At 65.2% G+C, this 20,109-nt stretch carries 16 protein-coding genes; 9 read left to right on the top strand and 7 right to left on the bottom strand.

The features are described 5' to 3' along the window. Window position 1: 1 nt before the first annotated feature. Window positions 2-1,480 (bottom strand): hypothetical protein, encoded by a 1,479-nt coding sequence (locus PMI42_RS18625; protein ID WP_008136884.1) that lies wholly within the window; start codon window positions 1,478-1,480, stop codon window positions 2-4. Between the two features lie 367 nt (window positions 1,481-1,847). On the opposite strand from PMI42_RS18625, the gene PMI42_RS18620 reads away from it, so the two are divergent. Next, complete coding sequence (locus tag PMI42_RS18620; RefSeq protein WP_008136883.1) at window positions 1,848-2,012, top strand: Flp family type IVb pilin; 165 nt, start codon at window positions 1,848-1,850, stop codon at window positions 2,010-2,012. Window positions 2,013-2,311: 299 nt separating this feature from the next. Here PMI42_RS18620 and PMI42_RS18615 read toward each other — a convergent pair whose 3' ends face one another. Next, complete coding sequence (locus tag PMI42_RS18615) at window positions 2,312-3,295, bottom strand: phosphatase PAP2 family protein (protein WP_008136880.1); 984 nt, start codon at window positions 3,293-3,295, stop codon at window positions 2,312-2,314. Window positions 3,296-3,562: 267 nt separating this feature from the next. Between PMI42_RS18615 and PMI42_RS18610 the strand changes: the two genes are divergently transcribed. Continuing rightward, entirely contained in the window at window positions 3,563-4,243 is a 681-nt protein-coding gene (locus tag PMI42_RS18610) for a TetR/AcrR family transcriptional regulator (protein ID WP_008136878.1), read from the top strand. 152 nt (window positions 4,244-4,395) lie between these two features. Here PMI42_RS18610 and pyk read toward each other — a convergent pair whose 3' ends face one another. Together pyk and PMI42_RS18600 are read right to left on the bottom strand one after the other, a co-directional pair. Then, window positions 4,396-5,832: a pyruvate kinase gene (pyk, locus tag PMI42_RS18605; protein ID WP_008136876.1), complete on the bottom strand. Its 1,437-nt coding sequence runs from the start codon at window positions 5,830-5,832 to the stop codon at window positions 4,396-4,398. Beyond that, window positions 5,829-6,428 carry a DUF1036 domain-containing protein gene (locus tag PMI42_RS18600; protein ID WP_008136874.1) on the bottom strand — a complete coding sequence of 200 codons (600 nt, stop codon included), beginning with the start codon at window positions 6,426-6,428 and terminating at the stop codon, window positions 5,829-5,831. The genes pyk and PMI42_RS18600 overlap by 4 nt, the downstream gene beginning before the upstream one ends. Window positions 6,429-6,596: 168 nt before the next feature. Between PMI42_RS18600 and PMI42_RS18595 the strand changes: the two genes are divergently transcribed. The 3 genes from PMI42_RS18595 to PMI42_RS18585 all read left to right on the top strand — a co-directional run bounded on the left by PMI42_RS18595 (window position 6,597) and on the right by PMI42_RS18585 (window position 7,940). Continuing rightward, window positions 6,597-6,902 (top strand): DUF1244 domain-containing protein, encoded by a 306-nt coding sequence (locus tag PMI42_RS18595; RefSeq protein WP_008136871.1) that lies wholly within the window; start codon window positions 6,597-6,599, stop codon window positions 6,900-6,902. Between the two features lie 197 nt (window positions 6,903-7,099). Continuing rightward, on the top strand, window positions 7,100-7,372 hold the full coding sequence (locus PMI42_RS18590; RefSeq protein WP_008136868.1) for a DUF2312 domain-containing protein: 273 nt from the start codon (window positions 7,100-7,102) through the stop codon (window positions 7,370-7,372). Between the two features lie 142 nt (window positions 7,373-7,514). Further along, window positions 7,515-7,940, top strand: a complete 426-nt coding sequence (locus PMI42_RS18585) for a hypothetical protein (protein WP_008136866.1) — start codon at window positions 7,515-7,517, stop codon at window positions 7,938-7,940. 57 nt (window positions 7,941-7,997) lie between these two features. Here the strand turns inward: PMI42_RS18585 and PMI42_RS18580 are convergent, their stop codons facing one another. From PMI42_RS18580 to PMI42_RS18570, 3 genes are all read right to left on the bottom strand, one after another. Then, window positions 7,998-9,614, bottom strand: coding sequence for a peptidoglycan L,D-endopeptidase MepK (locus tag PMI42_RS18580; RefSeq protein WP_035966084.1), 1,617 nt, complete (start codon window positions 9,612-9,614; stop codon window positions 7,998-8,000). A 272-nt stretch (window positions 9,615-9,886) separates the two neighbouring features. Next, window positions 9,887-12,079 (bottom strand): L,D-transpeptidase family protein, encoded by a 2,193-nt coding sequence (locus PMI42_RS18575; RefSeq protein WP_008136864.1) that lies wholly within the window; start codon window positions 12,077-12,079, stop codon window positions 9,887-9,889. Between the two features lie 346 nt (window positions 12,080-12,425). Then, window positions 12,426-13,922 (bottom strand): sigma-54-dependent transcriptional regulator, encoded by a 1,497-nt coding sequence (locus PMI42_RS18570; RefSeq protein WP_008136863.1) that lies wholly within the window; start codon window positions 13,920-13,922, stop codon window positions 12,426-12,428. Between the two features lie 127 nt (window positions 13,923-14,049). Between PMI42_RS18570 and PMI42_RS18565 the strand changes: the two genes are divergently transcribed. From PMI42_RS18565 to PMI42_RS18550, 4 genes are all read left to right on the top strand, one after another. After that, the gene (locus PMI42_RS18565; protein WP_008136862.1) at window positions 14,050-15,972 is read left to right on the top strand and encodes a M3 family oligoendopeptidase; all 1,923 of its coding nucleotides are present in this window, start codon (window positions 14,050-14,052) and stop codon (window positions 15,970-15,972) included. A gap of 168 nt (window positions 15,973-16,140) precedes the next feature. Beyond that, on the top strand, window positions 16,141-19,134 hold the full coding sequence (locus tag PMI42_RS18560) for a patatin-like phospholipase family protein (RefSeq protein ID WP_008136859.1): 2,994 nt from the start codon (window positions 16,141-16,143) through the stop codon (window positions 19,132-19,134). A gap of 194 nt (window positions 19,135-19,328) precedes the next feature. Next, window positions 19,329-19,481, top strand: coding sequence for an aa3-type cytochrome c oxidase subunit IV (locus PMI42_RS18555; RefSeq protein ID WP_008136857.1), 153 nt, complete (start codon window positions 19,329-19,331; stop codon window positions 19,479-19,481). A gap of 138 nt (window positions 19,482-19,619) precedes the next feature. Further along, window positions 19,620-20,109: Rossmann-fold NAD(P)-binding domain-containing protein (locus PMI42_RS18550; protein ID WP_008136852.1), on the top strand; the 490-nt coding region annotated here is incomplete at its 3' end.

The following is a 20,109-nucleotide window of genomic DNA, read 5'->3' as shown; positions in this document are numbered from 1 at the left end:
GTCATGGCGCGCCGGCTGCGGCGTCCTCCCGCACGTGAATCACCGCGATGTCGTCCGTATAGATCCGCTTCCAGCCCTTGAGGTGATCGAGGATCTGGGGGCCCGGCGCGTCGGCAACCAGGAGCGTCGCGTCGATCTTGTACTCGTCCAGCAGGCGCGGCAGCAGCTCGGGCTTTCTGCCCTCCGTCGCCTTGAAGAAGTCCATCACGAATTTCTCGCCATAGAGTTCGGCGCGGCCGTCGGCAAACACCGGCATGCCGCGCGCGATCAAATAGCCGCCGAACTGATAGGCGTTGAAGATGCGCTGTGCCTTGCGCTGCTGGAGCAGGTCGACGGCGGCCACCGGCACCTGTGCCATCGTGAAGCTGAACCGGTGATGCGACATGTAGATCGAGGTCGAGGTCCAGGCCGCAGCGACGATCATCAGCGCGCCCGTGATCGTGACGTAGCGGGCCGGCCAGCTGTCGGTGTTTCGCGCGTCCGGCTGCGGCAGCGGGGATTGCTCGCCGAGCGGTTTCGCCAGCACCAGCGGCACCAGGAAGGCGAAGGCTTCGATGCTCCTGACATGGCTCAGCGCCATCCAGGTCAGCAGCAGGATCAGCAGGATGCGCGGCGGCGACAGCGTCAGGCCGCGATAGAGCCCGAGCGCGATCAGGCCGAGCAGCGCGCCTTCGAACGCGGTAAAGGACGCGAAGCTCGCGGGCATCCATTCGGAGATGACGGTCAACAGCTCGCCGAGATTGAGGATGTTGGTCGCACCCAGCAAGGTGCGCCAGCCATAGGGCGTGACGCAGCTCGCAGCCAGCGCCGCGACGCCGAACAGGAACCAGCGCGACAGCAGCCGGACTTGCTTGCCGGATTCGAGGCCCCAGAGCGCCACGAACGAGATCGGGCCGATCAGCGCCAGGCCCAGAACGAAGCCGCCATGCAGGTTCGACCATAGCGACATCAGGGGCAGCCAGGTCCATGACGGCGTGCCCTTGCGATCGGCCGCCGCCATCAGCATGCCGACCCATGCGACCATCACCGGCAGCGCCAGCATGTGCGGCCGCGCCAGGATGTGATGCAGCGACAGCACGACCGCCAGCATTGCGAACAGCACCGAGCGCGGGATCTCCAGATGTGCGTCGAGCTGGTTGACGAGGATCGCCGCCGACAATGCGACCGCGAGCGCGGTGAGGATCACCGGGCCGGCCCAGTCCCATTGCGCATAGGACAGCGCGAACAGCGCCTGCGACAGCCATGAGGTCGAAACCCAGGGCGCCCCCGGCCGCGTGAAGGAATAGAAGTCCGTGTAGGGAAGGGCGCGGTGATCGAGTATCCATTGCCCGATCTTGATCTGCCAGAACGAGTCGGAGTCCTGAAGCAGCGTGTCGCCGACATAGAGGAAGAAGAGATAGGCGCCCGCACCGACGCACAGCGGCACCAGGGCTCGCGCGCGGCTCTGCACCGTGATGCTGTTGGCGAAAGAAAGGGACATGCCGCCTCGTCGTCCTGCTTGTTCTTGTCGGGCGGCGATACAGATCGCGCCTTATTTCCCGGGCATGATCTTGTCGGAGAACCGCTTGACGCTTGTCCTGATCATGCCCGTGCGCCATCAGACCATGGCGGACATAACTTCCAGTAAATCGCGGGGAAGCGGCTGTGTGATGTCCCTTCAATTTAACGGATTGTTTTCAATTTCGGTTTACCATCGCCGAATAGACGCAAACCGCTCCGTGTTTACGCAGTCGAATTAACTGCGGCGCAATTCTTTGCAACTACGTTCGGTTCCATGGTCGGGCGGCGCTGGGAAGCCGAAGAGACCAGACCACTTGTAGCCTTGTGTACTTTTTTGGGAGCACTCTATGAAGAACCTCGTTGCGCGTTTCGTGAAGGATGAATCCGGCGCCACCGCCATTGAATACGGCCTGATCGCCGCCGGCATCGCGCTGGCGATCATCACCGTCGTCAACAACCTCGGCACGACGCTGAACACCAAGTTCGGCTCGATCTCGAGCAGCCTCAAGTAAGAGCTGACGCAGTCAGAGTTTTGAGAGCCCCGTCCCCGGACGGGGCTCTTTTCTTTTGGGAGATCCGTCACCCTGAGGTGGCCGCTTCTTCAGCCGCCCTCGAAGGGCGACGGCCCGGCTGCATCGGGGCGTCCATCCTTCGAGGCTCGCTGCGCGAGCACCTCAGGATGACGGAAACGCAGAAATCGTAGGGTGGGCAAGCGTAGCGGGCCAACCATCACGAGCACGCCGTAGATGGTGGGCACAGTGGACCCACAAGGACGAGGAAACGTCGGCGCGCAACGGCTGCTATCGCGCCGTCATTCCGCGAGGCTGGGTTGCCAGACCGGTGCCGGCGCAGGTGCGGCAGGCACGGGCGATACGCGGCCGAGCCGTTCGACATAGAATGTCGTCACCCAGATCGATACTGCGGCGACCGCGATGCCGCCGGCGACGTCGATGAGGTAATGCGCGCCGATCGCCGGCGTCGCCGCGATCATCAACAGGTTGAGCGCGGCCGCGATGCCGCCGATGCCGCGCACCGGCCACAGCGCCCACATGTAGAGCACGGCGGATGCGGCGTGAAAGCTCGGAAACGAGACGATGCCGGAGAGGAAGAACAGCCGCAGTTCGTGCAGGCTGCCGTCCCGCAGCGCGAGGATGTCGCGCAACTGCCCGGCATAGACCGCGGTGTTGATCTCGGGGAAATGCGCGGCCGGCAAATGCAGCCCGTAATAGGTGCCGATCGCCGGCACCATTGCGGAGATCGCGATGGTGACCGCGAGCGCGAGGCTCATCGCGAGCATGAACACTTGCAGCCGCACATAGCGCGCCGTCAGTGTCAGCACGACGGGGATGCCCAGCAGCGGCCATTTGATCAGTCCGTAGCCGCGCGCGAGGAGGTCGGCGAGCCAGGGATGGTCGTTGACGTAGCGCGCGATCGGCTCGGGATCGAGGCCGAGCGCGCGGTCGATCGCGAGCAGCGCGTCGTCCTGGAGCGGCCAGTTCATCTTTCCCGCGACGTAGCTGAGCGGTCCGACGATGGCGCAGGTGAGGATGACCTGTCCGATCGTGCCGAGCGGGAACACCAGCTTCGGATCGGCAAGCTCGCCCTTGGCGAGCCGGTAGCCGTAGGCGATGGCGACCAGGGCGGCCGCGATCGCCAGTGTGACGCCGTAGGCAACAGGCTCGAGGCTGAGGCCGGTGGAGGGGAGGCCGATCGCCAGCAGGCCGGCCATGGCGGCAATCGCGAGCCAGTTCAGGTGGAAGAGCTGCCAGGCGGTCCGGGCATCCGTGTCGAGCATGCTGCACCGAGTGGAATCGCAATCCTGCGGTACAGTCGCGGGCCTGCTTTAAGATCGCGGTAACAATCGTGGTTAGCCGTTTACCAACCGGGTCTGTTCATTTGAGCGAAGTCGCGTCCGGCCGCTTTGGCATGACGCTTCACGCAAATGCATCTTGTCATCCACCCTGAATAGTTGTTCAGTCCTTGCGGGGCGATTTGCATCTATTGCAGTGACGAAGCGTTCGGCCGCGGGCGTGCGGCAGGCGTGTGGGACAGGAAGCGCGCCATGGTTTATCGGCGGACGCATCAAGTGGTGAAGCGCCTTGCGGCCCGGCGCAGTGCGATACTGGCGGCGGCGCGTGAGGCTGCGGCGGAAGGCGGGATGGCGGCGGTGCAGATCGCGCCGGTCGCGGTCCGGGCCAATGTCGCGGCGGGCACGGTGTACCGCTACTTCCCCTCCAAGGCCGAACTGATCTCCGAATTGATCGCCGAGGTTTCGCGGGACGAGCTTGCGGCAATCCGCAGGGCGGCGGATGCCGCGCCGGGGCCGTCCTCGGCGCTGGCGGCGGCCGTCACCACGGTGGCGGTCCATACCCTGTCGCAGCGCCGGCTGGCCTGGGGCATCCTGGCCGAGCCTGTCGATGTCGATGTCAGCGCTTCCCGTCTGGCGAGCCGCCGCGAGATCGCCGGCGAGATCGCTGGCCGGATCGATGCGGCCGTCCGCGCCGGTCATTTGCCCGCGCAGGACACCGCGCTTGCCGCCACCGCGCTGCTCGGTGCGCTGCATGAGGCGCTGGTTGGGCCGCTCGCGCCCGACAATCTCGAAGATCCCGTCAAGATGCGCGACGCGGTGCAGACCGTGACCCTGCTCGCGCTGCGCGCCGTCGGCGTCATGGACGCCCGCGCCCGTGGCCTGGTGGTGCAGCAGACGCTGTTGCCGACGACCAAGGCGCTGGTCGGGGCCTGAAAAAGCAGGATGCGGCCGAGGCCGGGAGCTGATCGCGCGCAGGTCATTGCCGGCGCATTGGTTTTCGCAAAACCGCAGCAAAATAGCCGGACCAGCCGGCTACTGTGCATGGGGTTGTTTTCGAGATTTTTGTTGGTCGGGGTCCGGCGGACCTAGATATTCGCGTCGCCCTCGGGGCCGACCGAGGCGATCCGCACCATGTTGGTGGTGCCGGGAATGCCGAGCGGCACGCCAGCGACGATGATGACGCGCTGGCCGGCGCGGACGAAGCCGTCGCGGAAGGCGATCTGGCCGGCGCGGCTCACCATGTCGTCCTGGTCGCGCGCATCGTCCGCCACCACGCAGTGCACGCCCCAGACCACCGCGAGCCGGCGGCCGGCATTGATGTTGGGCGTGATCGCCACGATCGGCGGCTTCGGCCGCTCGCGCGCCACGCGCACCGCGGTCGAGCCGGAGCTGGTCCAGCAGATCAGGGCGGGCAGGTCCAGCGTCTCGGCGATCTGCCGCGCGGCGTCGGCGATGGCGTCGCCTGCGGTGGCTTCCGGCGCCGGGCGCTGGGCGGTGAGCACCGAGCGGTAGATCGGGTCGCGCTCGACCTCCTCGCCGATGCGGTTCATGGTCGAGACCGCCTCGACCGGGAATTTGCCGGCCGCCGATTCCGCCGACAGCATGATGGCGTCGGCGCCTTCATAGACGGCGGTGGCGACGTCGGAGACCTCGGCGCGGGTCGGCACCGGCGACTGGATCATCGATTCCAGCATCTGGGTCGCGATCACCACCGGCTTGCCGGCGCGGCGCGCCATGCGCGTCATCTGCTTCTGCAGGCTCGGCACGCGTTCCAGCGGCAACTCGACACCGAGATCGCCGCGCGCCACCATCAGCGCGTCGGAGGCCTCGATGATGTCGGCAAGGCGGTCGATCGCCTGCGGCTTCTCGATCTTGGCCATGACCGCGGCACGGCCGCGAATCATCTTCTTGGCCTCGAGGACGTCATCGGCGCGCTGCACGAAGGACAGTGCGATCCAGTCGACGCCGGTGACGAGGGCCGCCTCGAGATCGGCGCGGTCCTTCGGCGTCATCGCCGAAACAGGCAGATCGGTGTCGGGCAGGCTGACGCCCTTGCGGTCGGACATCCGGCCGCCGACCACGACACGCGTCACCGCGTGCTCCTTCGTGGTCTCCTCCGCGATCAGCCGCACCTTGCCGTCGTCGAGCAGCAGCGAATGGCCGGGCCGCAGCGCCGCCAGGATCTCCGGATGCGGCAGATGCACGCGCGTGGCATCGCCCGGCGCCTTGTCGGAATCCAGCGTAAACGTCTGCCCGTTCTGGAGCTGGACCGCGCCTTCGGCGAACGCGCCGAGCCTGAGCTTTGGGCCCTGGAGATCGACCAGGATGCCGATCGGTCGGCCATAGCTGGATTCGACATTGCGGATCGTCGCCACCAGCTCCCGCATCTTGTCATGCGGGGTGTGGCTCATGTTGATGCGGAACAGATCGGCGCCGGCCTCGAACAGGCGGCGGATCATCGCGAGGTCCGAGGAGGCAGGTCCGAGGGTCGCGAGAATCTTGATACGGCGAAGACGCCTCATGGCTTATTCCCAGACGGTGGCGGAGGAGCTGGCGCGAGGCCAGGCGCGGCGGGGGGCGTACCACCGGGCGGTCCATTGGGCAAACCCGGAACGCCGCCACCCGGGCCAACCGGGCCCGGCAAACCGGGTACGCGCTGCTGCTGTGACGGCTGTTCGTTGGCATCGGTGAGCTGGACCGTCCAGGCCCGCTGCTCGCCGGTATCGACCTCGAAATAGCCGGTCCGGTCGTAGCCGCGCGCGAGGCAGTCCTCGGTGCCGCGGATGGTGAATTCCTTGTCGCGCGAGCACATGAAGGCCTGGCCCGACCATTCGCCGCCGCGGTCATAGTCGATCGCGTAGATGTAATAGTAACGGGCGACCAGCGTTCCCCGCAGCAGGGTCTCGCAGGAGCGGGACGAGATGTTCCACCAGCCCTCGGTGGTCCAGCCCTCGGCATCCTTGTAGCCGAGCGCAATGCCGACCCGGCTCGACGTGTTGTTGCAGAGCCGGAAATCGGCGGCGGCCGGGCTGGCCCAGAGGCACAGCAGGCCAACCACCAGCACCGGGACCAACCGGGCGAGCAGGCGAAGGGGGAAACGGGGAGATTCGGCGATCATTGTCGCGGAACGTATACCAGATGATTGACGATTTGGCGTAGCGCCGGGGAAACCGTCCCAAAGCCGGGCCTTGGCCCGTTTGCGCCGCGATATGGCAAAATCTGTGACAGGACCCTACCTCTACCGTTAAGGGTTTGGCTGGACACGCCACTGCTAGGGACAACAACGATGGCCATCGACGACAAAACCAGAACGGAGCTCGAGGCGGCCGCTTTCCGGCGCCTGGTCGGTCATTTGCGGGAGCGGACGGACGTCCAGAACATCGACCTGATGAATCTGGCGGGCTTCTGCCGCAACTGCCTGTCCAACTGGCTCAAGGACGCCGCGGACGCCCAAGGCGTCGCTTTGAGCAAGGACGAGAGCCGGGAGGCCGTTTACGGCATGCCCTACGAGACCTGGAAATCGAAGCACCAGGGCACGGCCAGCCCCGAGCAGATCGAGGCGATGAAGAAGGTCCATCCCCACGGGCACTGAGCGGACGGTCCGCCCGGCGCGCTGACTCGCACCACACAACAGCTTTCTTCGCCCCATCGCAGGAAGGTGTGGGCGCGCTGTGGACGAGCGCGATGCTTGCTTGAACGCAGGTGTCGCCAACCCTAAGGGTCTACCCAGCACGCGCGGTGAGGATGCCGGCGTCACCTCGTTTTGCCAGTTCCATTGGGAGTACCAAGATGGCCACCTCCGCCGCCGTCCGCGACGACGAGCCCGCGACGAAATTTGCCAAGGACCAGCTCAAATCCATCATCGAGCGCATCGAGCGGCTGGAGGAAGAGAAGAAGGCGATCTCCGACGACATCCGTGACGTCTATGCCGAGAGCAAGGGCAACGGCTACGACGTCAAGGCGCTGCGCACCATCGTGCGGATGCGCAAGCAGGACCCCAACGAGCGCGCCGAGGCCGAGACGATCCTCGAGACCTACATGCAGGCGCTGGGGATGATCTGAGGCGGTCAAGCCTCGGACATTGATTGTCTTAGCCCGGATGGAGCGCGGCGAAATCCGGGTTCTTTCATTTTGAGTTGGCATCCCCGGATTGCGCTGCGCTCCATCCGGGCTACAAATCTGCCGTTCGTGAACGGAGATCGCCGTGACTGTGCCGAAGCTGCCGCGCGAGGTGGGCCGTGCCTTCGGCGCTCTTCCGGCGCCGATTGCCGCGCGGCTGCTTCAGGTGCGCGACCTGATCTTCTCGACCGCTGCTGCGCATGACGATGTCGGCCGTCTCACCGAAACGCTGAAATGGGGCGAGCCCGCTTATCTGACCGATGAGACCGGCAGCGGCTCGACGATCCGGCTCGGCCGCGTCAAGGATTCCGGCCACGCCGCCATCCTGTTCAACTGCAAGACGACGCTGGTCGACACCTTTCGCGAGCGCTTTCCGGATCAGTTCGAGTACCGGCAGACACGGGCTTTGCTGCTGCCGGTCGCAGGCAAGCTGCCGAAGCGGGAGCTGTCGGTCTGCCTGTCGCTGGCGCTGACCTATCATCTGGATCGGCGGGGCAATAAGGCGCGATAGGGCGCTCTCATCCGGGCGACGTAACGGAATTCCTGAAGGCAGTGAAGGCGATCGGCCTCAGCGCAGCGCGGCCGTCCGCACCACGAACGACGTCGTCTGGAGCTTCGCGGTGGCGGTGCCCGTAAAGCTGTCGCAGGACAGGCCCTGCATCGGATCGTCGGCAAAGCCCATCGCGACCACGGCCTGCGGCTTGACGAAGTAGCCCCGGAGCGTGGCCGTGTCGAGCTCGCCCATCAGCGTGACTGACATCGCGCGGCTGGCGCTCGGCGACAGCATCACGATCTTGAGCCAGATGCTCTCGCCCTTGGCCGCGGAGAGGCGGGTCGCGGTCGCGATCATGCCGTCGGTGCTCTTGCCGACCACCGTGTTGATTTCGGTCGCGGGCGCCGAGTTGCGCGCGGCGGCGGGACGGGCGGAGCGCGGGATCGGCGCGGAGGCGGCGACGACGTTGGCGCGGTCGAGCGGGGAGGCGGCCGGCGCGTAAGCGAGCGCCTGAAGAGTTGCGTTGGAGACGCTCGCGGTCGGCTGCGGGTCGGTGGCGGCGGCGAGGGCCTGGCGGGCCTTCAGCGCGGCGACCTGCGCGGGCGTTGCCTGCTGCGGCGCAGCCGGCGCGTCCCAGAAGCCGCGGGCATTGATGATGTCAGCCGGGGTCTCCGGCTTGCCGGCGGCCGGCTTGTCAGCCACGGGCGCGGGCTTCGGCTTGGGCGGCGCAACCAGCTGCGCATCGGCGGACGCGAGCTGGATCGCGGCCGCAATTGACGGCTTGGCGCGCGGCGTCGGCACCGGATCGGCGGGTTTGGATGCGGCGGCGACCAAGGTCGGCGCCGTGGGCTTGGCGGCCGGGGCGGGGGCGCCCTCGTCATCCTCGTCGCTGCTCGTGGCGGCCGGGGCCGACTTGCCCTTGAACAGGGCGGCAAAGAAATTCGGCTTGCTGCTGCCGGCATCGTCGCCGCTGCCGCGGCGCTCGATCTCGGCCTTGGCGAGTTCATAGCCCTTCAGCGGTGTGCCGTCGGTCGGCACATGCACCGTCTTTCCGTCCGGGAAGACGCGGGCGAGCTGGTCATGCGTCATGCGCGGCCAGTGCCGGATGCTGCCGGTGTCCAGATGCACGAAGGGCGAGCCGGAGGTCGGATAAAAGCCGACGCCGCCGCGCTGGAGCCGCAGGCCGGCGAAACGGATCTGCTCCAGCGGCACGCCCGGAATGTAGAAATCCATCGCATGGCCCAGCATGTGCTGGCTGAAGCGCGCCACACCCGAGGAGCGACGGCGGAGCATGGCGTTGGTGGCGGGGGAGCGGTAGGAGGAGATGATCTGGATCGGCTGCTTGCCGTCGACGTCGCGATAGACTTCCCAGAGGATGTCGAAGAGGTGACGGTCCATGACCGTCTCGTCCTGGGTGCGCCAGTCGCGCAGGAAGTGGTTGAGCTGCTTCAGCGCGGCTTCGTCGTAGCGGCCGTCGCGCTTGAAGGTGACGGTGAGGTCTTCGCCGGAATGGGTGTGGTGGAACGAGAGCGTCTTGGTCTCGTTCAGCGCCGCGGCGTTGTGAACCGAGCCTGCGGCAGCAAGCAGCAATACGGAAGCAAGGCCGATCCGGGATCCGGCCTTCACTCCCGCATGGGACAACGACAGCACAGCGAATTGGCGTGCGAGACCAGTCAGCACGTTAGAGCCCACCCAGTCGACCAGCGTTCAAAATGGACTCTCCCGCCAACCCCGTTAGCGCGCGAAAGAGGATGAACGCTTTGTTAAAGCGAGAAGGTTAATTTGAGGTTGACCTTCCCGCCCCCAAACCAAGTCAGAATACGAACCTAAACGGTTGAGTGTGGCAAAAAAACGCCCACCGCCCGAGGTCAGGTGGAGAATGGTTAACGTTAAGCGACCCCATCCAGGGGATGAGGTCGCTGATTTCATTGCAGAATTTCAGAGGGCGACGCGCCAGGCAGGGCTCAGCGGGTGAATACCCGCTGCGGTTTGCGGCCGACCGGAGCCGGCGGCGGGGTCGGGGCTCCGAACAGGCGCTCGAAGAAGTTCGGGCCCGAAGAGCCGAAGCCGCCGCCATTGTTGGCCACCGCCACGCCAGGCGGCAGCGTCGTCGACGGACGCGAATAGCTCGGCTGCGAGTGAGCCACGATGTTCTCGAGATCCTTGCCGCGGCCGTTCTTCAGGATGTTGATCATGGTCGCGTCGCGGCCATAGACGTCCTTGCGGAATTGCAGCTTGCCAGCATCGTCCACGAACGCGGTCTGATAGGTGATGTTGACCGGGATCGGGGTCGGGAATTTCAGGTCGATCTCGCTCTTGCCGTACATGCTGCGCACGCGCTCCGGCGTGTACTTCTCGTTCGGCATCGCGATGTTGAGCAGCACGGAGGCGTACTGATCCGGGTTCTGCACGCGCATGCAGCCATGGCTGAACGCGCGCTCGTCCCTTGCGAACAGGTTCTTGTCCGGCGTGTCGTGCTGATAGACCAGGAACTTGTTCGGGAAGTTGAAGCGGATGCGGCCGAGCGCGTTGGCTTCGCCGGGCGGCTGCGAGATGTGCACCGAGCCGTCGCGGTTCTGCTCGAGCTTGAGGCCCATGCGCTGGAGCACGGTCGGGTCCTGCTGAAGCGCCGGCAGATATTCGTTGTAGACGATCGACGGCGGCACGTTCCAGGTCGGATTGACCGTGATGTACTTCATCGTCTCGGTGAGCAGCGGGGTCGCATGCGTGCCGGGCTTGCCGGTGACCACGCGGGTGGTCCAGACCTGCTGGCCGCGCTGCATCACCTTCAGCGTGTAGTCGGGAATGTTGAGGATGACATAGGCATCGCCCAGCGAGGGCACGCCGAGGTCGCGCGGCAGCCAGCGCCAGCGCTCCATGTTCACCAGCACGGTGTCGATCTGCTTGTCGCGCTTCGGGGTGTTGATCGCCTTGACGGTCTTGTCGTCGAGGATGCCGGTCGCCTTGAGCTCGGCGCTGTTCTGGAATTTTCGCACGGCCTCCGCGACCGTTGCGTCATAGCGGGTGTCGCTGGCGTTCTCGGTGATGCCGAGCTTGGTGCGCAGCTGCGGCACGCGCGGATCTTCCACGACCACTTCGGCCTGCTTCTTGCCGGCCGGAGTGTATTTCAGCGCCGGACCGTCGGCGATCTCGATCACCGGACCGCTGCCCTGGCCGCGGAGCTCGGCGAGCTTCGCCTTCAGCTCCTTGTAGAGCTTCTGCGGCGGGTTGTAGCTGTCGAGCGCGGCGGAGGCGTCGGTCGCCGTCGTGATCTTGGCGAGCACTTCGCTCGGATCGACCGGATGCTCGGGATAGAGGATGTCGCCGCTGACCTGCGACCAGTGCATGCGGCCGCTCTGGGCCTGGCGCGCATAGTCGAACATGCTGGCGCTGAGCTTCAGCTCGGCATCGGCGAGCGCATCGGGGCTCGTGGCGGCGGCGAAATCCGGCACCGGATAGTCGGCCGGATTGAGGCCGTCGGAGGCCGCATCCTTCAGCCGCGCGATCACGCCCTTGGCCGCAGCGGTCAGGCTACCGCCTTGCGTCCACACCGGCGCGAAGTCGCGCGCGCCGTAAAACTTCTCGATCGCGGCGCGCTCGTTCTTGCGGTCGAAATGGCGCGAGGTCTTGGCGCCGATGATGTCCTTGAGCTTGTCGGCGACCGGCTGGTCGGCAGCCGGCACAAGGCTGGCGGCCTTCACCGGCTCGGCGGCAGGGGCCGCTGCCGTGGCGGGGGCTGCCGGCGCGGCAGGCGTGGCGGTCGCAGTGTCGGCCTTGGCAGGCTCGGTCTTGGCGGGTTCGCTCTTCGCGGTCTCGCTCTTCGGCGCCTCGGGCGCGGGCGTGGTGGCGATGTCGGACGGCTTGGTCTCGACCTTGTCGGGCGCCGGCGCGACTTCGGCCTTCACGGGCTCCTTGGCGACTTCCTTCGGGGCGTCCTGCACCGTGGCGGTGGTGTCGAGCTTGATGTCGGAGGCGGTCGGAGGCGCGACGTTTGCCGGCTCCGGGCGCGGGATCGCGGCTTCGATCGCGAGTTCGGCGGCGCTGCTGCGCGCCTGATCCTGCGCCAGGGCCGAGCTGGCCGATACCGTGAGGAAGGTTGCCGCGACCGTCATCAAGACGCGGTCAAAGCCTGCACGGTGATTCAAACAGTCACGCATTGTGTCGCACCCCTTGGGTGAACTGTTCCTCATGGAACAGGTTCGTTATCGCCTAGTGAGCTTCGGCTAAACCGCGCCGGCCTCTCGAAAGTTGCACGCCTGCACGCAACGATTCATACGCAGACGATATACAGGCCCCGATTTTGCAGCCAGCGCTACCCGGGACAACTCACGACAAACTGACTTCAAGGGAGCCGCTTGGCAACGGATTGTGCGCCTGCACCACGCGCTTTTCCCTCTGTCTGTCACTTCCAAGTCACGGTTCAAATCGCAGTCGAATTCTGTCGTCATGCGAACGGCTTACGGCCGTCTCACGGCGTCGCACGAACCTCCGTTCGCATGAGGCTCAGTGCGTCTCCTCGCCGCTTTTACCGCCATGACCGGGAACCCCGGCTTCGTCGAGTTTTCGGTAGAGGGTGGACCGGCCGATTTTGAGGCGGCGGGCGACCTCGGACATCTGGCCGCGATAATGCGAGATGGCGAAGCGGATGATCTCGTTCTCCATCTCCTCGAGCGGGCGGACGTCGCCGGTCGCGGTCAGCATGGAGAGGGCCCCCGCCAGGGGAAGCGGCGCGATCGGTATTTCGCTACCCGATACCACCGAGGGCGCTGCGATCGGCTCGATCATCAGCGGTGCGGTCGGGATGTCAGTTGCGACATGCGGCTGCGAGGTGAGCAGGGGGAAATCAGCCAGGCCGAGCTGGTCGCCCTCGCTCATCACCACGGCGCGGTAGATCGCGTTTTCGAGCTGGCGGATGTTGCCGGGCCAATCGAGCTGGGCGAGCTGGGCCACCGCCTCGCCGCTGATGCCGCTGATGGAGCGGTTCTCCTCGGCGGCAAAGCGCGCCAGGAAGTGTCGGAGCAGATGCGGGATGTCCTCGCGCCGGGCGCGCAGCGAGGGAATCGTCAGCGGCAGCACGTGCAGGCGATAGAACAGGTCTTCGCGGAAATGGCCCTGCTTCACCCGCTCGAGCAGCCTGCGGTTGGTTGCCGAGATGATGCGGACGTCGACCTTCACCGGCTTGCGGCCGCCGACGGCCTCGACCGCGCCTTCCTGGAGCGCACGAAGCAGCTTGACCTGCGCGGCCAGCGGCAGCTCGCTGACCTCGTCCAGGAACAGCGTGCCGCCATGGGCCTCGACGAACTTGCCGGTATGGCGTTCGGTGGCGCCGGTGAAGGCACCCTTCTCGTGGCCGAACAGGATGGACTCGACGAGATTGTCGGGGATCGCGCCGCAATTGACCGCGACGAACGGCTTGGCCTTGCGCTCGCCGCTGCCATGGATGGCGCGCGCGAACATCTCCTTGCCGACGCCGGACTCGCCTTCGATCAGCACGGGGATGGAGGAGTTCGCCGCCTTCTGCGCGGCGCGCATCACGCCCGCCATGGCCTCGGCGCGCGTGATGATGTCGGAGAAGGTCAGCCGGCCTTCGCGGCTGTGACGGATGCGCTGCAATTCGCCCTTCAGCGCAGAAGCATTGAGGGCGTTGCGAAGCGAGACCTGGAGCCGCTCGACGCCGACCGGCTTGACCACGAAATCGGCAGCGCCCGCGCGCATCGCCGAGATCACGTTGTCGATGCCGCCATGGGCGGTCTGCACGATGACAGGCACGCTGAGGCCGGCGTCGCGGATTTTCGCCAGCACGCCCATGCCGTCGAGGCCGGGCATCACGAGATCGAGGATGACGCCGTCGATAACAGGTGCATCAGGGGCGGTGAGGGCGGCGATCGCGGCGTCGCCGGACTCCACGACGACCGTGTCATAGCCGCATTTCTGCACCATGTTCTCGACCAGCCGGCGGGCTACAGCGTCGTCGTCGGCGATCAAAATACAGGCAGCCATGGTGTTCCCCGCACGCTACTACTATCTGTCTCGAATCGGGGCACTCTGGCCGAAGCCGATTAACGCACTCTTAAACCTTGATGCCCCTGCCCGCCGTCGCGATTGTTGAACACAGGTTTCCCACACAATGAATTCGCGCTCCAAGCCTGCACCGAAAATGCCTGCACAGAAAAAGCCCGCACTCAAAAGGCCTGCCGTCAAGACGTCCGCCGTCAAGAAATCTGCCGCCAAGAAATCTGCCACCAAGGCGAAGTCCTCCAGATCTGCGAGCAAGACCGGCAAGCTTCCGGAGTGGAACCTCGCCGACCTCTATTCCGGGATCGATGCGCCGGAAGTGGCGCGCGATCTCGAAAAGATGGCTGCTGATTGCGTCGCGTTCGAGACCGACTACAAGGGCAAGCTCGCAACAGGCACAGCAAACGAAGATGGCGGAAAATGGCTCGCGGCTGCCGTGCGACGCTATGAGGCAATTGACGATCTCGCCGGCCGTCTCGGCTCCTATGCCGGCCTCGTTCACGCCGGAGACAGCGTTGATCCCAAGATTTCAAAGTTTTACGGCGATGTGTCGGAGCGCCTGACGGCGGCCTCGACACACCTTTTGTTCTTTGCGCTCGAGTTGAACCGCGTCGATGACGATATTTTGAACCGCGCGATGGAGGCCGCCGAACTCGCCTACTATCGTCCCTGGCTCGAGGATTTGCGCAAGGAGAAGCCGTATCAGCTCGACGACAAGCTCGAGCAGCTCTTCCTGGAGAAGTCGCAGACCGGCTATTCCGCCTTCAACCGGCTGTTCGACCAGACCATTTCCGGACTGCGCTTCAAGGTCGGCGCAAAAGAGCTCGCGATCGAGCCGACGCTCAATTTCCTGGCCGACCGCGACGGCGCCAAGCGCAAGGCGGCGGCGGAAGCCCTGGCCAGGACGTTCAAGGCCAATGAGCGCACCTTTGCGCTGATCACCAACACGCTGGCCAAGGACAAGGACATCTCCGACCGCTGGCGCGGCTTCAAGGACGTCGCGGATTCCCGCCATCTGAACAACCGCGTCGAGCGCGAAGTGGTGGATGCGCTGGTCGCTTCCGTGCGCGCGGCCTATCCAAAGCTGTCGCACCGCTATTATGCGCTGAAGGCGAAGTGGTTCGGCAAGAAGCGGCTGGCCTATTGGGACCGCAACGCGCCGCTGCCGTTTGCGGCGACCGACGTGATCGGCTGGCCCGACGCGCGCAACATGGTGCTGACGGCTTATCGCGGCTTCTCGCCCAGGATGGCCGAGATCGCCGAGCGCTTCTTCACCGATCGCTGGATCGACGCGCCGGTGCGTCCGGGCAAGGCGCCGGGCGCGTTCTCGCATCCGACCACGCCCTCGGCGCACCCCTACGTGCTGATGAACTACCAGGGCAAGCCGCGCGACGTGATGACGCTCGCGCATGAGCTTGGCCATGGCGTGCACCAGGTGCTGGCAGCCAAGAACGGCGCGCTGATGGCGCCGACGCCGCTGACGCTGGCGGAAACCGCGAGCGTGTTCGGCGAAATGCTGACGTTCCGCCGGCTGCTGGCGCAGACCAAGAGCCCCAAGCAGCGTCAGGCGCTGCTCGCCGGCAAGGTCGAGGACATGATCAACACCGTGGTGCGGCAGATCGCGTTCTATTCGTTCGAGCGCGCGGTCCACACCGAGCGCAAGAACGGCGAGCTCACCGCGACGCGGCTCGGCGAGATCTGGCTGTCGGTGCAGGGCGAGTCTCTCGGGCCGGCGATCGAGATCAAGGCGGGCTACGAGAACTACTGGATGTACATCCCGCACTTCATCCATTCGCCGTTCTACGTCTATGCCTATGCCTTCGGCGACTGCCTCGTGAACTCGCTCTACGCCGTCTACGAGAACGCGGCCGAGGGCTTTGCGGAGCGCTATCTCGACATGCTCGCCGCCGGCGGCACCAAGCATTATTCGGAGCTGCTGCGGCCGTTCGGGCTCGATGCCAAGGACCCGAAGTTCTGGGACGGCGGTCTGTCGGTCATCGCCGGCATGATCGACGAGCTGGAGGCGATGGGCTGAGGCGGCGGGTTCCGGGCTCCCGCCAAGCCACCTTCGCGATGGCGCCCGGGAGCCTGCTATTTTGGATTGAACGTTCGCGCCTCCCGCTCGACTAATCCTGTGCGGCACTGTTTTTCAGAACGCAATTTTTGACTTTTGATCGTCCGAGTGTCGCGTTCGGAGGCCCATATGGCCAGGATGGGAGCGCACGTCCCGCAGCCTGATCCGGTGCGGCATGTCGAAAGGCAGAAGCCCTGGGGGGAGCAGCACCGGAACATCGTCAGGCTCGAGCTTGCGGCAATCAACACGCGCCGCCGGGCCGAGGGATTCGATGCCGTGCAATATCCCGGCGACGACAAGGCGATTGAAACGGTGGGCCTCGCCCTTTCGGGGGGCGGCATCCGATCTTCCGCCATCGGTCTTGGCGTGCTGCAGGCGCTTAATCATCACGATCTCATCAAGCGCATCGACTATTTGTCGACGGTCTCGGGCGGCGGATATATCGGCAGTTCCCTGACCGCGACGATGACACGCGCAGGCCGCTTCGTTTTCGGCAACCGCAGCACCGATGGGCCGAATCTGGCCAAGGAGATCAGCGACACGCCTGCGGTCGGTCACATCCGCAACTATTCGAACTACCTCGTTCCGGCCGGCGTGCGCGACCTGATCACCGGCATTGCGATCGTCGTGCGGGGCCTCGTGGCCAATCTTGGCCTGACCTTGCCGGCGGTGTTGTGCGTCGCCGCGATCACGGTGCTGTCCAACGCGGCGCGGTCGTCGCTTTACGTGGCCAATTTCTTCGGGTTGAGCGTCGAGGATGATCGGCTTTTCGGACCATTCGCCTGGCTCGGATCCGCGTCGGGGTTCATTCTGGCGGGCGTCGCGGCGGCGCTGTTGATGTTGTCGGTGGGAGGGTTCTATCGCCTCGTCTTCACGGTCGCGCGGCGCGAATTCTTTCTGTACTTCGCGGGACTCGCGCTCGCGATGGGGTTCATCTGCGCGATCGCACGCAAGCTGTCGGTCGACCATTTCGGACTGACGCTGGCTGCGGTCCTGCTGGGGCTCATTCTGTTCTTCGGCTGGGCGATATTGCGATCCGTGCTGCCCATCACGCGGGGAGAATTCCGCGGCTATCCGCCGACGATCGGCGCGACCTATCTGGTGTTGCTGGCGGTGATCTGCTTCTTCGAATTTCAGCCCTTCATGATCGCGCAGATGTTCGACATCGCCGAGGCCAATGCGAACCAGTCGGGCGGCATCGTTGCAGGCGTCGCGATCAAGTGGGTTCAATCGCTCGCCGCCGTCACGGCGCCGGTTGCCGCGGCCGTGATGCTGTTCAGGCAGCAATTCGCCGATCTGCTGAAGGGGGCGGGCGCATCGGACCTGACGTCACGCCTGCTTGCCCATGTCGCGAAAGCCGCCGTGCTCGTCGCCGGCCTCGCCGTGCCGCTGCTGATCTGGGTCGGATATCTCTATCTCTGCTATTGGGGCATCGCCAACGACAAGGTGGTGGAGGACAAGAGCCGCCAGTATCAGATGGCGGACGAGTGGGGCGAGGCGGCCGTGAGGCCCATGCCGGCGAGGCTCGCGCGCGCCAAGGACAGTTCGCGATTGGATCCGGCGTCCCGAGCGCCGGCCGCGGAAACCGGCGGCAGGAACGAGACGGGCAGCGACGCCAGCACGGAAACCAGGACCAGGGCGAAAAACGAAACAAGGCCGCTGTCGTCGAAGAAGGACGTGAGTCCGATCTCGCACATTCCATCCTGGCTGTTTTCGATCGCGCCCTGGCGTGCCTCCACCGACGAGTTCGAGTGGGCAAAGTACCGCTTCGGCAACAACGTCAATCTGCGGATGGCGGCGCTCTATCTGATCGCTGCGATCATCCTGTTCGCGCTGTCCTGGATTCTGGGACCGAACGCAAATTCCCTGCATCGCCTCTACCGCGACCGGCTGAGCAAGGCCTTCCTGTTCAACCCGTGCTACTACGCCGATGGCGAGCCCGCGCGAAACGAGCCGAGCCTGGACCAGGGACGGGATTTCCTGCCGCTCGACGAGGAAAAGCTGAGCTATTTGCTTCATCCGACGGTCTATGAAGCCGACGGACCCGCGCAGGTGATCGCCAAGGGCCTCGCTTCGCCGTATCACATCGTGAACGCCGCGCTGAACATCCAGGGCTCGGACTTCGCCAATCGGCGCGGACGGAATGCCGATTTCTTCATGTTCTCGCCGTTGCGCGTGGGCAGCGAAGCGACCGGATATGCGCGCACCTGCGCGTTCGAGAAGGTCGCGCCGGGCCTCGACCTTGCGACCGCCATGGCGATCTCGGGAGCCGCGGCGTCCTCGAACATGGGCTCAGGGTCGATCAAATCCCTGACGCCGACCCTGGCGCTGCTCAACGTGCGTCTCGGCTATTGGCTCAAAAATCCGCGTTATGTGTCCTCCAAGGACAGGCCGCAGCATCACTCGACGCCGCTGTTCCTGTGGTCGGAGATCTCGGGGCGTCTCTACGAGAATGCCGACGCGGTCTATCTCACCGATGGCGGGCACATCGAGAATCTCGGCGTCTATGAGTTGTTGCGCCGTCGGTGCAGGGTGATCATCGCGGTCGACGCGGAGGCCGACGCGCCGATGAATTTCTCCGCGTTGGTGACCTTGCAGCGATACGCGCGTATCGACCTCGGGATCATCATCGACCTGCCGTGGACGCCGATCCGCGACGCGACGCGGGAATGGATGGCCTGCAACGCCGGCAAGCCGTCGGACGAGCCGCCGCGGTCGTCCGCCGGCCCCCATGTCGCGGTCGGCAGGATCGACTATGGCGGGGGAGAGGCGGGGTATCTCGTCTATATCAAGTCGTCCCTGAGCGGCGACGAGAACGACTACATCCGCGACTATGCGCGCCGGAACGACACCTTTCCGCACGAGACCACGGGCGACCAGTTCTTCTCGGAGGAGCAGTTCGAGGTCTACCGCGCGCTCGGCTTCCATATGACGCATGGGTTCCTCTCCGAGGATGCCGGTGCCGACCAGATCGTCGTCAACGTGCCGGGCGAGCGCTGTGCAGGGCGAGGCTTCTGCGACAGCAAGGTCGCCTCGATCCGGGCGGTCCGCCGCGCGCTCGGGCTGTCGGTCGAGGAGCCGCCACCGCCGACGGTGACGGTCGCAGTGCTGGATATGGGGTAGGGCGGCGCGGAGTTGGGCCGACCGAAAGAGAGCGGGACATCGTTTGAAGGCTTCCGCCCCGAGCCCGAGCTTTCCCGCCAATCGGAATTGCAAATGACCTGATTTGCGGGAAAACCGCGCCTGCCTGCCGTTGCCCTGCCCGAAGGATTAAGGTATCCCAGCCCCAGAATTCGACTTTCGACTGGGGACAATCCATGGCTGACCATAGCGAAGTGGCGTACACCACTGCCGACGGCAACGACTATGTTGCCCACGAGCAGACCTATGAGGGCTTCATCAAGCTGGTGAAATACGGCACGGCTTCGGTCGCGCTCATCGTGATCCTGATGGCGATCTTCCTCACCTGATCCATCGCCTGCCGCACCGCCAGCGTCGTCGGTGCCCATAAAATTTGCATACAAGCCGGTTCCAAAACCGGTATCCAAACGTTGCGGGAGTAACGCTAAGTTCGCGTGCGCGTTTTTGTCCGCGTCGCCGGAGGGCCTATGAAGATCGCCGTTGCCAAGGAAATCGATCCGTCGGAGCCGCGTGTCGCCGCTTCGCCCGATACGGTGAAGAAGTTCAAAGCGCTCGGCGCCGAGATCGCCATCGAGCCGGGCGCCGGCATCAAGTCGGGCCTGCCGGATTCCGAATTCACCGCCGTGGGTGCCACCGTCAGCGCCGATGCGCTGAAGGATGCCGACATCATCATCAAGGTGAAGCGTCCCGAGGCCTCCGAGCTTGCACAGTACAAGCGCGGCGCGCTCGTCATCGCGATCATGGATCCCTATGGCAACGAAGCCGCGCTGAAGACGATCGCCGATGCCGGCGTCTCCGCCTTCGCGATGGAATTGATGCCGCGCATCACCCGCGCGCAGGTGATGGACGTGCTGTCCTCGCAGGCCAACCTCGCCGGCTACCGCGCCGTGATCGAAGGCGCCGAGGCTTTTGGACGTGCCTTCCCGATGATGATGACAGCGGCAGGTACCGTACCCG

It is taken from the genome of Bradyrhizobium sp. YR681 (assembly GCF_000282615.1).
Taxonomy (GTDB): domain Bacteria; phylum Pseudomonadota; class Alphaproteobacteria; order Rhizobiales; family Xanthobacteraceae; genus Bradyrhizobium.
This window is presented reverse-complemented; position numbering and strand designations above follow the sequence as displayed.

Bases quoted from the DNA above. Each gene is read 5' to 3' on its own strand.
- PMI42_RS18610 (WP_008136878.1), top strand. From the start codon at position 3,563: ATGGTTTATCGGCGGACGCATCAAGTGGTGAAGCGCCTTGCGGCCCGG.
- PMI42_RS18620 (WP_008136883.1), top strand. From the start codon at position 1,848: ATGAAGAACCTCGTTGCGCGTTTCGTGAAGGATGAATCCGGCGCCACC.
- PMI42_RS18615 (WP_008136880.1), bottom strand. From the start codon at position 3,295: ATGCTCGACACGGATGCCCGGACCGCCTGGCAGCTCTTCCACCTGAAC.
- PMI42_RS18625 (WP_008136884.1), bottom strand. From the start codon at position 1,480: ATGTCCCTTTCTTTCGCCAACAGCATCACGGTGCAGAGCCGCGCGCGA.
- PMI42_RS18570 (WP_008136863.1), bottom strand. From the start codon at position 13,922: ATGGCTGCCTGTATTTTGATCGCCGACGACGACGCTGTAGCCCGCCGG.
- pyk (WP_008136876.1), bottom strand. From the start codon at position 5,832: ATGAGGCGTCTTCGCCGTATCAAGATTCTCGCGACCCTCGGACCTGCC.
- PMI42_RS18575 (WP_008136864.1), bottom strand. From the start codon at position 12,079: ATGCGTGACTGTTTGAATCACCGTGCAGGCTTTGACCGCGTCTTGATG.
- PMI42_RS18600 (WP_008136874.1), bottom strand. From the start codon at position 6,428: ATGATCGCCGAATCTCCCCGTTTCCCCCTTCGCCTGCTCGCCCGGTTG.
- PMI42_RS18590 (WP_008136868.1), top strand. From the start codon at position 7,100: ATGGCCACCTCCGCCGCCGTCCGCGACGACGAGCCCGCGACGAAATTT.
- PMI42_RS18595 (WP_008136871.1), top strand. From the start codon at position 6,597: ATGGCCATCGACGACAAAACCAGAACGGAGCTCGAGGCGGCCGCTTTC.
- PMI42_RS18560 (WP_008136859.1), top strand. From the start codon at position 16,141: ATGGCCAGGATGGGAGCGCACGTCCCGCAGCCTGATCCGGTGCGGCAT.
- PMI42_RS18565 (WP_008136862.1), top strand. From the start codon at position 14,050: ATGAATTCGCGCTCCAAGCCTGCACCGAAAATGCCTGCACAGAAAAAG.
- PMI42_RS18555 (WP_008136857.1), top strand. From the start codon at position 19,329: ATGGCTGACCATAGCGAAGTGGCGTACACCACTGCCGACGGCAACGAC.